The sequence below is a fragment of the Mycolicibacterium chengduense genome, assembly GCF_033741155.1.
GTDB lineage: Bacteria > Actinomycetota > Actinomycetes > Mycobacteriales > Mycobacteriaceae > Mycobacterium.
The window spans coordinates 930,523-943,185 of sequence record NZ_JAWQNH010000002.1 but is presented as its reverse complement, the minus strand read 5'-3'; the positions used below and the strand labels follow the sequence as shown (position 1 = coordinate 943,185).

The 12,663-nt window shown below is 69.4% G+C and carries 13 protein-coding genes and 1 pseudogene; 8 read left to right on the top strand and 6 right to left on the bottom strand.

Annotated elements, in window-relative coordinates; genetic code table 11:
• Positions 1–11: 11 nt before the first annotated feature.
• Positions 12–587: a hypothetical protein gene (locus tag SBI67_RS10025; protein WP_318980371.1), complete on the top strand. Its 576-nt coding sequence runs from the start codon at positions 12–14 to the stop codon at positions 585–587.
• Between the two features lie 11 nt (positions 588–598).
• On the opposite strand, the gene SBI67_RS10020 is transcribed toward SBI67_RS10025, so the two are convergent.
• Positions 599–1,393: an SGNH/GDSL hydrolase family protein gene (locus SBI67_RS10020; RefSeq protein ID WP_318980370.1), complete on the bottom strand. Its 795-nt coding sequence runs from the start codon at positions 1,391–1,393 to the stop codon at positions 599–601.
• 45 nt (positions 1,394–1,438) lie between these two features.
• On the opposite strand from SBI67_RS10020, the gene SBI67_RS10015 reads away from it, so the two are divergent.
• Entirely contained in the window at positions 1,439–1,957 is a 519-nt protein-coding gene (locus tag SBI67_RS10015; RefSeq protein WP_266047820.1) for an NUDIX hydrolase, read from the top strand.
• Positions 1,958–2,027: 70 nt separating this feature from the next.
• On the opposite strand, the pseudogene SBI67_RS10010 reads toward SBI67_RS10015, so the two are convergent.
• The 3 genes and pseudogenes from SBI67_RS10010 to malQ form a co-directional block, all read right to left on the bottom strand.
• A pseudogene (locus SBI67_RS10010) lies at positions 2,028–2,357 on the bottom strand (nuclear transport factor 2 family protein); the annotation flags it as partial.
• 23 nt (positions 2,358–2,380) lie between these two features.
• Complete coding sequence (locus SBI67_RS10005; protein WP_266047819.1) at positions 2,381–2,824, bottom strand: hypothetical protein; 444 nt, start codon at positions 2,822–2,824, stop codon at positions 2,381–2,383.
• Between the two features lie 64 nt (positions 2,825–2,888).
• Positions 2,889–5,003 carry a 4-alpha-glucanotransferase gene (gene malQ / locus SBI67_RS10000; protein WP_318980369.1) on the bottom strand — a complete coding sequence of 705 codons (2,115 nt, stop codon included), beginning with the start codon at positions 5,001–5,003 and terminating at the stop codon, positions 2,889–2,891.
• A gap of 96 nt (positions 5,004–5,099) precedes the next feature.
• Between malQ and SBI67_RS09995 the strand changes: the two genes are divergently transcribed.
• The gene (locus SBI67_RS09995; protein ID WP_318980368.1) at positions 5,100–6,293 is read left to right on the top strand and encodes an MFS transporter; all 1,194 of its coding nucleotides are present in this window, start codon (positions 5,100–5,102) and stop codon (positions 6,291–6,293) included.
• On the opposite strand, the gene SBI67_RS09990 is transcribed toward SBI67_RS09995, so the two are convergent.
• Together SBI67_RS09990 and SBI67_RS09985 are read right to left on the bottom strand one after the other, a co-directional pair.
• On the bottom strand, positions 6,247–6,570 hold the full coding sequence (locus SBI67_RS09990) for a DMT family transporter (protein WP_318980509.1): 324 nt from the start codon (positions 6,568–6,570) through the stop codon (positions 6,247–6,249). The genes SBI67_RS09995 and SBI67_RS09990 overlap by 47 nt on opposite strands.
• Positions 6,570–6,902, bottom strand: a complete 333-nt coding sequence (locus tag SBI67_RS09985) for a DMT family transporter (RefSeq protein WP_318980367.1) — start codon at positions 6,900–6,902, stop codon at positions 6,570–6,572. The genes SBI67_RS09990 and SBI67_RS09985 overlap by 1 nt, the downstream gene beginning before the upstream one ends.
• Positions 6,903–7,088: 186 nt before the next feature.
• Here SBI67_RS09985 and SBI67_RS09980 point away from each other — a divergent pair, with 186 nt between their 5' ends.
• Genes SBI67_RS09980 through SBI67_RS09960 form a run of 5 tightly spaced genes read left to right on the top strand, consistent with a single transcriptional unit; the run spans position 7,089 to position 12,658 of the window.
• Positions 7,089–8,615: a carboxylesterase/lipase family protein gene (locus SBI67_RS09980; RefSeq protein ID WP_318980366.1), complete on the top strand. Its 1,527-nt coding sequence runs from the start codon at positions 7,089–7,091 to the stop codon at positions 8,613–8,615.
• A gap of 19 nt (positions 8,616–8,634) precedes the next feature.
• Entirely contained in the window at positions 8,635–9,585 is a 951-nt protein-coding gene (locus SBI67_RS09975; protein WP_318980365.1) for a sterol desaturase family protein, read from the top strand.
• A 35-nt stretch (positions 9,586–9,620) separates the two neighbouring features.
• The gene (locus SBI67_RS09970) at positions 9,621–10,103 is read left to right on the top strand and encodes a cation:proton antiporter regulatory subunit (RefSeq protein ID WP_318980364.1); all 483 of its coding nucleotides are present in this window, start codon (positions 9,621–9,623) and stop codon (positions 10,101–10,103) included.
• A 15-nt stretch (positions 10,104–10,118) separates the two neighbouring features.
• On the top strand, positions 10,119–11,264 hold the full coding sequence (locus SBI67_RS09965; RefSeq protein ID WP_318980363.1) for a cation:proton antiporter: 1,146 nt from the start codon (positions 10,119–10,121) through the stop codon (positions 11,262–11,264).
• Positions 11,261–12,658 carry an NAD(P)/FAD-dependent oxidoreductase gene (locus SBI67_RS09960; protein ID WP_318980362.1) on the top strand — a complete coding sequence of 466 codons (1,398 nt, stop codon included), beginning with the start codon at positions 11,261–11,263 and terminating at the stop codon, positions 12,656–12,658. The genes SBI67_RS09965 and SBI67_RS09960 overlap by 4 nt, the downstream gene beginning before the upstream one ends.
• The last annotated feature ends 5 nt before the right edge of the window (positions 12,659–12,663 follow it).

Here is a 12,663-nt window from a genome sequence, read left to right as displayed (position 1 = left end):
GTAGGTTCACCATGTCTGAGATTGAGTACCCGGCGGGGTACATGACCTATGAAGAGTTCGGCCGCAAGTTCTTCGAAGTCGCCGTCAGCGAGCAGCGGGTCGGAGATGCGATCGGCTCGATCGCCGGCGACGAGTTCCAGATGGGGCCCATCGGGCAAGGACCCGGCCGAATCGCCAAGGTCACCGCCAGGGTCCGAATCCAGACGCCGCGGGTAGCCCGCCACTCCGGGCACAACTTCAGGTTCGACATCCGGATCCCGCTGGAGATCAACATGGTCATCGACCTGAGGATCGACCGGCCCCAGTTCATCGTCTTCGGCGAGATCGCGCTGCAGGCCGTGGCGCGGGCGGCCGAGCCGTTGGCGCTGGTGCTGGACGTGCAGAAACCGCAGCCCAGGGACATCACCATTCACGTCACGTCGAAAACGCTGCGTGCCGAGGTGTTGCGGGTGATGGCCGGGATCGACGCCGAGATCAAGCGGTTCATCGCCGCCCATGTCAGCGGGGAGATCGACAACCCCGCTGCCCAGCAGGCCAAGGTGATCAATATCGCAGAGATGATCGACTCCACCTGGACGGGGATCTGAGCGCCGTCGGGCTACCGGGCCTCCGAGCGCGCCGTCACCGGGAGCAACTCCGGATGCCTGGGCCCGCCGCCGATGCTGGCCGAGCGGCCGCGAAGGTGCCGCCAGATCCACGGCATCAGCATGTTGCGGGTCCACATGGCCTGCGAGTACCAGCGCGACAGCGTGGACTGCTCCGTGACGGATGCCGCCGCATGAGCCCAATCATGATTGCTACCAGGTAATCCCAGAGCCTCGGCGGCCGCCGCGGCGAACAGTTGATGCCCTTTGGTGCTGCCGTGGACGCGGTCGGCGCTCCAGGTCTCGGGATCGGTCATCGAGTTCGCGGTGTACAGGTCGATGAGGCGGAAGCCGTGCCGTTCGGCGGCCGCGCGGATGGCGTCGTTGATCCGCAGGACGCGCGGCACCAGGACCCGGCCGGCAGGCAACACCCGCGCCAGATCGGGAAAGGTGGTGGTCACCACCGTCGCGCCGGTGTCGGCCAGCCGGTCATACAGGGTGTCCAGGTCGACCAGAGCGCCGTCGAACTTGCGGCCCGGACGCGTCACGTCGTTCATGCCGACGCAGACGGTGACCAGGTCCGGTTGCATGGCCAGCGCCGCCGGAAGTTGGGCATCCAGCACGTCACGGATGCGTTTCCCGCGGACGGCTAGATTGGCGTATTCGACACCGGGGCAATGGGTGTCGAGCCGCATCGCCAGCCGGTCGGCGAAGCCGATGAGAGCCCCGCTGGAATCGGTATCCCAGAGACCCTCGGTCTGGCTGTCGCCGAGGGCGACATACCGGGTGTAGTGGTGGGTGTCGGCCACGGTGGTGACTGTAGTGGCCGACTGCTCGTTGCCTACAGTGGGGCGATGCCCCGCCACAGCGCCGGTCTGTTGCTGTACCGCACCACCCGCGGTGCCCTCGAGGTGTTACTGGGACATCCCGGCGGACCGTTCTGGGCGCGCAAGGACGACGGAGCGTGGTCCATACCGAAGGGGGAGTACGCGCAGGACGAGCACCCGTGGGATGCGGCGCGCCGAGAGTTCGCCGAAGAGACCGGCGTGCTGCTGCCCGACGGGCCGTATATCGCCTTCCCGCCGCTCAAGCAGCCCGGCGGCAAAATCGTCGCGGCCTACGCCGTCGAAGGTGACCTCGATGTCGCCACGGCGGTGAGTAACACCTTTTCACTGGAGTGGCCGCGCGGTTCCGGCAAGGTCACCGAGTACCCGGAGCTGGACCGGGTGGGCTGGTTCGACGTGCCGTCGGCGCGGTCGAAGATTTTGAAAGGTCAACAACCGCTGTTGGATTGGTTGACTCAGGCCCTTGATGATCGCGATGCTCACGATGATCGCGGAGCCGACGGGCCTGGCGGGTCTCGATCGCGTTGATGGTCAGGGCCCTGCCGTGGATACGCCACCCCGCCGGGGTGCGCAGGTATTCGTCGTCGTAGCGCAGATGCCACACCACATCGTCGATCTCGGTGCCGCGGCGGCTCCAGTGGTGGGCGATGCAGGTGATGCGGCCCAGCGCATATCCGGGTTGCGGACCCGGCGCGTACACCTCACCCACGATGGCGTGTTCGGTGCGCTCGACCGCGCCGAGGGCGGCCATGGCGGCGCGAACTCCGCGGTGGCCATGTTCGGTGCGGGCCGGCGTCAGCTGACGCGGCGGTGCCGGAAGTCGGAATTCGGCTGTGTCGGTGAATAACTCGATCACGTCGTCGAACCTGCGATCATCGACGCCGGCGGCGTACAGGTGGACCAGGTCGGACAGCGCCAACCGGTCCACCGGATCGAGGCCCACCGTCCGGCTCAGGCCCCCGGAATCGTCATTCCGGGCTGCGGCCCGACCGGGGTCGGGGTGACCGTGGTGACGCCGTTGGAGCCGACGGTCGGGCCGCCGGGAACGGCGGCGACGCCGCCACCGGAGGACGGGGTGCTGGCCTGTGCGTCGTCGTACGCCTTCTTGGTGCAGTCCAGGTTGAGGATCATCTTCCCGGCGGAGGTGGCCTTCTGGCCGCTCACGATGCACTGTGCCTGCGGCAGGTCGCTGCCGACGGAACCGCCGAAGCTGGACCGCACACCCTGGCTGCGCAGGATCGCCACCGCTTTGCCGTACGGCTCGCCGAGCACGCTGTACGGGTTGGCCCCGCCGGCCGGATCCGAACTCGCGATACCGGCGCTGACCAGGGCCGCCGAACCCCCTGCGGCAAGCACGGCGAATCCACCGATGCCGAGTACAACCAACTTCTTCACGTGACCTCCGGTTATCGCGGTGCGCTGCGAAGATATCTCAGATACCCACCCTGAGAAACTCCAGTCACGGGTTCATCGCCCGTACCTGCGCGTTCATTACATCGGCCAGTGCGGCCGCCCGGGGATCGGTGAAGACATCCTCCAGCAGCAGGCGCCGCCCGTCGGGGCCGGTCAGCGGGACGCGCCAGTTCGGATATTCGTCGGTGGTGCCGGGCTGGTTCTGGGTGCGCAGATCGCCGACGGCATCCGGCAGGGCCAGCGCCAGCAGCCGCGACGGTGTGCGGCCGAGGTAGGCGTAGAGCCCGCGGATGATCTCCTCGGTGTCAGCCTCGGCGTCGACCAGCCCCCGTCGCTGCAGCTCGGCCAGCCAGGCGGCCTGCGCGGCGCGGTCGTCGGCCAGTTCCTCGTCCGCCGGCCGGGTCAGCAGGCCCAGCTCGGCACGCAACCGGACGTGCTCGCCGGCCAGGTAGCCGGCGGTCGGGGGCAGATCGTGGGTGGTCACCGAGGCCAGGCAGTATTCCCGCCAGCGTTCGGCGGCCAATGGCGAATTGGACCCGTCGCGGTCCAGCTCGAACCACAGGATCGAGGTCCCGAACAGCCCGCGCTCGCGCAGATAGTCGCGCACCCACGGTTCCACGGTGCCCAGATCCTCGCCCACGACCACTGCGCCGGCCCGCTGAGCCTCCAGTGCCACGATGCCGATCATCGCCTCGTGGTCATACCGGACATAGGTGCCCTCGGTCGGGGCGGCACCGTCGGGAATCCACCACAACCGGAACAACCCGATGATGTGGTCGATGCGCACGCCACCTGCGTGCCGCAAGACGGCGTGCACCAGGGCCCGGAACGGTGCGAAACCCGCCTGCTCCAACTGGTCGGGCCGCCACGGCGGCTGGGACCAGTCCTGGCCCAGCTGGTTGAACTCGTCCGGCGGCGCGCCGGCGCTGACACCGAGGGCCAGCACATCCTGCAACGCCCAGGCATCGGCACCGTTGGGATCGACGCCGACGGCCAGGTCGTGCATGATGCCCAGCGCCATCCCGGCCTGCTCGGCGGTGGCCTGCGCGCCGGTCAGCTGCTCGTCGAGCAGCCACTGCAGCCAGCGGTGGAAATCGACATCGGCGGCGTGCGCGGCGGCGAACTCGGCCACGGCCGCGTTGCCGGGATGCTGCAACTGCGCCGGCCAACGGTGCCAGTCGGGGCCGTATTCCTGCGCCAGCACACACCAGGTGGCGAAATCGTCGAGGCTGCGTCCCTCCCTGGCCAGATAGGCCGCATACGCCAACTCCCGCCCCGCCGACCGCTTGACCCGGTAAACGTGTTTCAGCGCAGCACGTTTGGTCTTCCACACCGCGTCCCGGTCGATGCGCTTCTTCCGGTGGGCGCGGGCAGCCAGTTCCGCACGTGCCTTACCCAGCGGCGACCTTTTGCGCAGGAATGCGTACTCCGGGATGGCCTCGATGCGCAGATAGATGGGGTTGACGAAGCGCCGCGAGGTGGGCAGATAGGGCGAGGGTTCCATCGGGGGCACCGGTGCGGCCGCGTGTAACGGGTTCACCAGGATGAACCCGGCGCCGTGCCGGGCCGCCGACCACACCGCGAGATCGGTGAGGTCGGTCAGATCGCCGATACCCCACGAGTTTTCCGATGTGACGCTGTACAGCTGGGTGGCCAGCCCCCAATGGCGTCCCGGCGGCGGGCTGAGCGTGGCGGGGGACACGATGAGCAGGGCGCTGCTGTCGGTACCGCCGGTCTGGGCATGTAACCGGTGATAACCCGGCGGCAGGTCGGCGGGCACCTCGAACGTCGCCTCACCGACCAACCGGCCGTCCAGATCGTATGGCGGGCGGTTGTTTTCGAGCTGACGCAGACCGGTGCGCACCGACCCGTCCTCCAGTCGCAGCCACAATCCGACCGGGTCGCCGTGGGTGACGTGCACCCAGAACGACGTCGTGGTGCCGGTCCGCGCAACCACGGTCGGCGGCAGTGTCCGCTCCCAGTACTCGCGTTCGTGCTCGGCCAGCGCGGCCCGGCGCTCGTCCTGGGTGGCGGCCGGCACCCCCAGGGCGCCCAGCACCGACACCAGCGTCGCCTCGGGCACCGGAACGCGCCGTCCGGTCCAGTCCTGGAACTCCGTCGACACCTTGTAGCGCGCTGCCAGGTCGGCAAGCTCAGTCATGTCCGCAATCTTGCCGGAAGCCGGCGTCGGCGTCGCGGCCCGCGCCACCGAAGCCCGGGAAGCCGGCCCGACGGCGGCCCAGTATCGTCGGCGTCCGTGGCTTGGGGAGGGCAGGAGCAGCGCGCCAGGGTTGCGGTGGCCGCCCTGTTCCTGGTCAACGGCGCCACCTTCGCCAACCTGCTGCCACGCTTCCCCGAAATCAAGGCCGATCTGGCGCTGAGCAATTCGGCCTACGGCGTGATGGTGGCGGCATTCCCGGCCGGTGCGCTGGTGGCCGGGCTGGCCGCCGGGGCGGCGATCCGCCGACTCGGCTCGGCCCGGGTGGCGGTACTCGCGTCGGCGGCGTTGGCGATCCTGGTGGGGCTGGTCGGACTGGCGCACAGCGCCCCCCTGGTGTCGGTGGCGCTTTTCGCCGGGGGTTGTTGTGACGCGATGGCCGATGTGGGGCAGAACGCGCACGGGCTGCGGGTGCAGCGCCGCTATGGCCGGTCGATCATCAACTCGCTGCACGCGGTGTGGGCGGCCGGCGCGGTCTTCGGTGGCCTGCTCGGCGCGGGGTCACTGGCCGTCGGGATGAGCCGGAGCCTGCATCTGGGGCTATCAGCCGTGATGTTCACGGCGGTGGCGCTGATCGCGTGGCCCTTCCTGCTGCCGGGCACCGAACACGACGACCACGGTGACACCGGTGCTGCCGGCCGCGCCCGCCCCGGTGCCACGGTCTACGCCGTGCTGGCTGCCCTGGTGGCGATGATCATCGCCGGGGCCGTCGTCGAGGACGCGGGAAGCTCATGGGCGGCACTGTATCTACGCAGCCTCGGCGCCGGCGGGGCGGTCTCGGTGGCCGGCTACATCGCGCTGGCCGGCGCCTTGTTCGTCGGCCGGCTGGCCGGGGACCGTCTGGTGGATCGGTTCGGGGAACGTGCCGTGGTGCGCGGCGGCGCCGTGATCGTGATCGTCGGGATGGGGTCGGCGCTGGCCTACCCGTCCGTTGCCTCGGCCATCGCCGGATTCGCCGCGGCCGGCCTCGGCATGGCCACCGCGGTACCGGCGGCCATGCATGCCGCCGACCGGCTACCCGGGCTGCGGCCCGGCACCGGGCTGACGGTGGTGGCATGGCTGATGCGGGTCGGGTTCGTCACCGCGCCGCCGGTGGTCGGGCTGATCTCCGATGCCGCCGGGCTGCGCGCGGGTCTGCTGCTGGTGCCGGTGGCCGGGGTGGTCACCGCGCTGACCGCCGGTGTGCTCAGTGCGGGGCGACACCCAGCTCGATCGTCAGAACCCCCGCCATGATCAAGGCGATGCCCAGCATCATCCGCCAGGTCAGTGGATCACCGAACACCGCCCGGGCCACCACGGCCACCAGGGCCACTCCGCACGCCGTCCACACGCCGTAGGCGATGCCCACCGGCATGCCCAGCGACAGGGTCAGCCACAGCAGCGTGAACGACAGGACGTATCCGGCGGCCACCGGCACCAACCACGCCTTGCGCCGGAATCCGTCGGAGGCGCGCAGCGCGAGGGTGGCCAGTACCTCGACCCCGATGGCGCCGGCCAGTGCCCACCACATCATGTGGAAGACCCGGTGTGCGAACCGAATTCGACGAGCAGCACTCCGGCGATGATGAGTCCGATCCCTACGGCGACGGGCCAGGTGAACGGCTCGCCGAAGAGCGCCGCGGCGACGGAGGCCGTCACCGCGGTGCCCACCGCACCCCAGATGCCGTACGCCACCCCCACGGGCATGCCCGTGCGCAGCACGGCGGCCATCAACGCGAACGCCCCGGTGTACCCGATGACCACCACCACCAGCCAGGCGGCGTGTTCCTGGGATGCTCGCAACGACAGCGTCGCCGCCACCTCGACCGCGATCGCCCCGCCCAGCAGTAGCCACTTGCGCACGCCGTCAACGTAGCGGTCGGCTCCGACGATCAGAGCACGAGGCCCAGCCGCGGTGGCCGGGTGCCGTGCAGGGTGTGACGGCTCCGACAGGGGTGTGTCCGGCGCGATTGAATCTCTGCGCAGGCAATCGACGGACCATCGCCGCTACCGTGGTGTGGTTGGGCATCGAACCGATGGGAGGCACCTGTGATCCCCGATACCGACACCAGCACCGGGTACGGGCCCGTCCGGGGAACCGATGACGGCATCGTCCGGCAGTGGCTGGGCATCCGCTATGCCGCGCCCCCGGTGGGCGATCTGCGCTGGCGCGCGCCGGTGCCGCCGCAGAAGTGGACCGAACCCGCCGATGCCACCCGGTTCGGTCCGGTGTGCCCGCAACAGACCGATCCGCACATCCCACTGGATCTGGGCGCGCCGCAGGGCGGCGATTGCCTGACGCTGAACGTGTGGGCGCCGTCGACCTCCGGCGGCGCCAAGCCCGTCATGGTGTGGGTGCACGGCGGTGCCTACGCGCTGGGATCGTCGGCCCAGCCGCTGTACCGGGGCCGCGAACTCGCCGTCGGCGGGGATGTCGTGGTGGTGACCATGAACTACCGGCTCGGGGCATTGGGATTCTTGGACCTGTCCTCGTTCGGCCCCGGTTTCGACACCAATATCGGTGTGCGCGATGTCCTTTCGGCCCTGCAGTGGGTGCAGGACAATATCGCCGCGTTCGGCGGCGATCCGGGCAATGTCACGCTGTTCGGTGAATCTGCCGGGGCGGGCATCCTCACCACGTTGATGGCAAGTCCCGCGGCCGCCGGGTTGTTCCACCGCGCGATTGCGCAGAGTGCGCCCGTCACCTCCGTTTACGACCGGGAGCGGGCCCGCCGGATCGCCGAGCAATTCCTGGACCGCCTCGGCGTGCGGCCCGGCGAGACCGACCGGCTCCGCGACATCCCGGTGGAACGGGTGATCGCTGCTTCCAAGCGGGTCTACAACGACGTGCCCCGGCGTTTTCCCGGCACCCTCGCGTTCGTCCCGATCGTCGACGGCGACCTGGTGCCGGATTACCCCGCTCACGCCGCTCGCGCCGGGCGCACCCACCCGGTGCCGCTGATCATCGGGACCAACCGGCACGAGGCCGCCCTGTTCCGCTGGATGCGTTCACCGCTGATGCCCATCGCCCCGCACACGCTGCGCGATATGTTCGCCGCGATCGCCACCGAGCAGCCCGGTGTACAGATCCCCACCGAGGAGGAGATCACCGCGGTGTACCGCGGCCGGGGCCGTAAGCCCGCGCTGGGGGTGGCTCGGGACGTCGGCTTCCGGATGCCGTCCATCTGGTTCGCCGAAGGGCACAGCGCCGTCGCGCCGGTGTACATGTACCGGTTCGACTGGTCCACTCCGATGCTCAAGCTGTTGCGCCTGGAAGCCGCCCATGCCACCGAATTGCCCTATGTGTGGGGCAATTTGGTGATGGGACCGAAAGACCCGACCTTCAAACTCGGTGGCCTGGCGGCCGGTGCGGCGGTGTCCGAGCGAATGCGCGCGCGGTGGACCGGGTTTGCCTCCGGCGCCGAACCGGGTGCCGGCCCGCGCCATCCGGCTTGGCCGCAGTATCGGCCCGACGAGCGCGCCACCCTGATCATCGGCCGCGAGGACGAGGTGGTCGCCGACCCGGACCGGGCCCAACGGGTCACCTGGGGTGCCGAGGTGTTGAGTTTCCGGTGAGCCACCTAGGCTGACCGTCATGGACGGGATCGGCACGGTGCTGGACGCGCTGCCGGCGCCGATGCGCGACCCGGTGCTGTTCGCCATCCCGTTCTTCCTGCTGTTGTTGGTGCTGGAGTGGACGGCCGCGCGCAAGCTGGAAGCGACGGGGGAGGCTGGCCCGGCGAGCGAAGCGACGGGGGAGACTGGCCCGGCGAGCGACCGGCCGGTCGCCGGGGCTTACCTGCGCCGCGACGCGTGGGCCAGCCTGTCGATGGGGCTGGTCTCGGTGGCCACCACCGCTGCCTGGAAAACTGCTGCGCTGCTGGGATACTCGGCCATCTACGCCTACCTTGCGCCCTGGCACCTGCCGGCCACCAGGTGGTACACCTGGGTGATCGCGTTGGTGGGCGTCGACCTGCTGTTCTACACGTATCACCGCATCGCGCACCGGGTCCGGCTGATCTGGGCCACCCATCAGGCCCATCACTCCAGCCAGTACTTCAACTTCGCCACCGCGCTGCGCCAGAAGTGGAACAACAGTGGCGAGATCCTGATGTGGATCCCGTTGCCGCTGTTGGGCGTTCCGCCGTGGATGGTGTTCGCCAGCTTCTCGGTGAGCCTGATCTACCAGTTCTGGGTGCACACCGAACGCATCGACAAGCTGTGGCGGCCGTTCGAATTCGTGTTCAACACACCGTCGCACCACCGGGTGCACCATGGCATGGACCAGCTCTACCTGGACCGAAACTACGGCGGCATCTTCATCGTGTGGGACCGGCTGTTCGGGACCTTCCAGGCCGAGCAGTTCCGGCCACACTACGGGCTGACCAAACAGGTCGACAGCTACAACATCTGGACCCTGCAGACCCACGAGTACCTGGCCATCGCCCGCGACGTCCGGTCGGCACGGCGGTGGCGGGACCGGCTCGGCTACGCCTTCGGCCCGCCCGGCTGGGCGCCGCGCGAAGCGGCGGTTTCTCCGAAGTAGGGACGGGGACAGCCGCATTCGGCCAGGATGGGCGCATGGATGTCAAGGAAGTCCTGCTTCCCGGCGTCGGGTTGCGGTTCGAATTCGACACCCGCACCGGGGACCGGATCGGGGTGGTGGCGCGGCGCACCGGCGATTTCGAGTTGGTGGTGTACCCCAAGGAGGACCCGGACCAGGCCAGGGAGGTTTTCCGGCTCACCGACGAAGAAGGCGAGGCGCTGGCTCAGATCCTGGGCGCGCCGCGGATCGCCGAACGGTTCGCCGATTTGACCCGTGAGGTGCCCGGCCTGGATGCCGGCCAGGTGCCCATCCGGGAGGGCAGCCCGTTCGTCGACCGACCGCTGGGTGACACCCGGGCGCGGACCCGCACCGGTGCCTCGATCGTCGCCATCGTGCGCGATGAAGAGGTGCTGGCCTCACCGGGGCCTGCCGAGCCGCTGCGTGCCGGTGACGTGCTGGTGGTGATCGGCACCGAGGACGGTATTGCCGGCGTCGGCAGCATCGTCGTCAGCGGCTGAGCCGGGGGCTGATCCGTGCAGGTGTCGGCCGCACTGCTCCTGGAACTCGGCGTCATCCTGGCCGTGCTCACCGTGCTCGGAACCGCGGCGCGCCGGTTCGCGTTGTCGCCGATCCCGCTGTACCTGGCTGCCGGCTTGGCCCTCGGGGAGGGCGGGGTGGCCCACATCCCGGCCGCCGACGAGTTCGTCACCACCGGGGCGACGATCGGCGTAGTGCTGCTGCTGCTCACCCTGGGGCTGGAGTTCTCCATCGGGGAATTCGCCAACAGTCTGCGCCGGCATTTGCCCTCGGCATGGGTGGATCTGGTTCTCAACGCCGTCCCCGGCGCCATCGCCGGTTGGCTGCTGGGCCTCGGCGGGGTCGGCATCCTGGCCCTGGCCGGGGTCACCTATATCTCCTCGTCGGGGGTGATCGCCCGGCTGCTCGACGATCTGCGTCGGCTCGGTAACCGGGAGACACCCGCGGTGCTATCCATCCTGGTGCTCGAGGATTTCGCGATGGCCGCCTACCTGCCGCTGTTGGCGGTGCTCGCGGCCGGGGGCAGCTGGGTGCACGCCTTGTTCGGGATGGCCATCGCGGTGTCGGCACTGGTGCTGGCCTTTGTGGCCTCCTACCGCTGGGGCCACCTGGTGGGCCGGCTGGTGGCTCACCCCGACAACGAGCAACTTCTGTTGCGGATCATGGGACTGACGCTGATCGTCGCTGCGCTCGCCGAACTGATCCATGCCTCGGCGGCAGTCGGCGCCTTCCTGGTCGGGCTCACCCTCACCGGCGAGGCGGCACACCGGGCCCGCATGGTGCTCAGTCCGCTGCGGGATCTGTTCGCCGCCATCTTCTTCCTGGCGATCGGGCTGTCGGTGAATCCGGCCGACCTGATTCCGATGCTGCCGGCGGCGCTGGCGCTGGCCGTTGTCACCGCGGGTACCAAGGTCGCCACGGGGATGTTCGCCGCCCGCCGCGACGAGGTGGCCCGCCCCGGTCAGTTGCGGGCCGGGACCGCGTTGATCGTGCGGGGCGAGTTCTCGCTCGTGATCATCGGCCTGGTCGGCGCCACCGTGCCCGCGGTCGAGGCGGTCGCCACCCCGTATGTGTTCGTGCTGGCCATCGCCGGGCCGGTACTGACGCGGTTCGTCGGGGCGCCCCGTAGTGTGGCGGGGTGAAAACCGCCTTCGATGCTCACGTCGACCCCGCGTTGATTGCACGGTCGTTGGACGCCAGTGCTTTCGGGTCCGTGTGGCTCGATATTCCGCGCCCGGACTATCCGGCGCTGTCCGGCGCGGTCAGCTGCGACCTGTTGATCGTCGGCGGCGGCTACACCGGGTTGTGGACGGCGGTGCAGGCTGCCCAGCGCAACCCCGGGCAGCGCATCGTGTTGATCGAGGGCGAGCGGATCGGCTGGGCGGCCTCGGGGCGCAACGGGGGATTCGTCGAGGCCAGCCTGACGCACGGCCACGACAACGGGAAGTCGCGGTGGCCCGATGAGATGGACACGCTCGAAGCGATGGGCATGGCCAACCTGGACGGGATGGCCGCCGATATCGAGCGGCTGGGCCTGGACGTGGAGTGGGAGCGCACCGGCATGCTGACGGTGGCCACCGAACCGCACCAGGTGGGCGAGTTGGCTGCCGCCGGCGAGGGGACGTTCCTCGACGAGGCGCGGGTGCGCGCGGAGGTGGCCTCGCCGACGTATCTGGCCGGGCTGTTCGAGGCCGACAGTGTGGCAATCGTGCATCCGGCCAAGCTGGCCCTCGAGCTGGCCCGGGCGGCGGCCGAGGCCGGGGTGCAGATCCACGAGCACACCCGGGCATTGTCGCTGCAGGCAGCTGGGTCGGGGGTGCGGGTGGACACCGGGGCGGCCGTGCTCACGGCGCAGCGGGTGGTGTTGGCCACCAATGTGTTTCGCAGCTTGCTGCGCCGGAACAGGTGGTACACGGTGCCGGTCTACGATTACGTGTTGGCCACCGAGCCGCTGACCGAGGCCCAGCTGGACCGGATCGGCTGGCGAAACCGGCAGGGGATCGGCGACTGTGCCAACCAGTTTCATTACTACCGCCTGACGGCGGACAACCGCATCGTGTGGGGTGGTTACGACGCCGTCTACCATTTCGGTCGCCGCGTCGACCCGGCCTATGAGGACCGTCCGCAGACCTATCGCAGGCTGGCTGCGCACTTCTTTCTCACGTTCCCTCAGCTCGACGACGTCCGGTTCACCCATCGTTGGGCCGGTGCCATCGACACCAACACCCGGTTCTGCGCGCATTGGGGCACGGCGCACGGAGGTCGGGTCGCCTACGTCAACGGATTCACCGGTCTCGGGGTCGGCGCAACCCGCTTCGCGGCCGATGTGTGTCTGGATTTGCTCGACGGCAATCCGACGGCCCGAACCGAATTGGAGATGGTCCGGCGCAAGCCGCTGCCGTTCCCGCCGGAACCATTGGCCAGTGTCGGCATCCAAGCCACCCGCTGGTCGCTGGACCGGGCCGACCACTCGGCGGGACGGCGCAACCTGCTGCTGCGCACCCTGGACCGGCTGGGTCTGGGATTCGATTCCTGACCCTG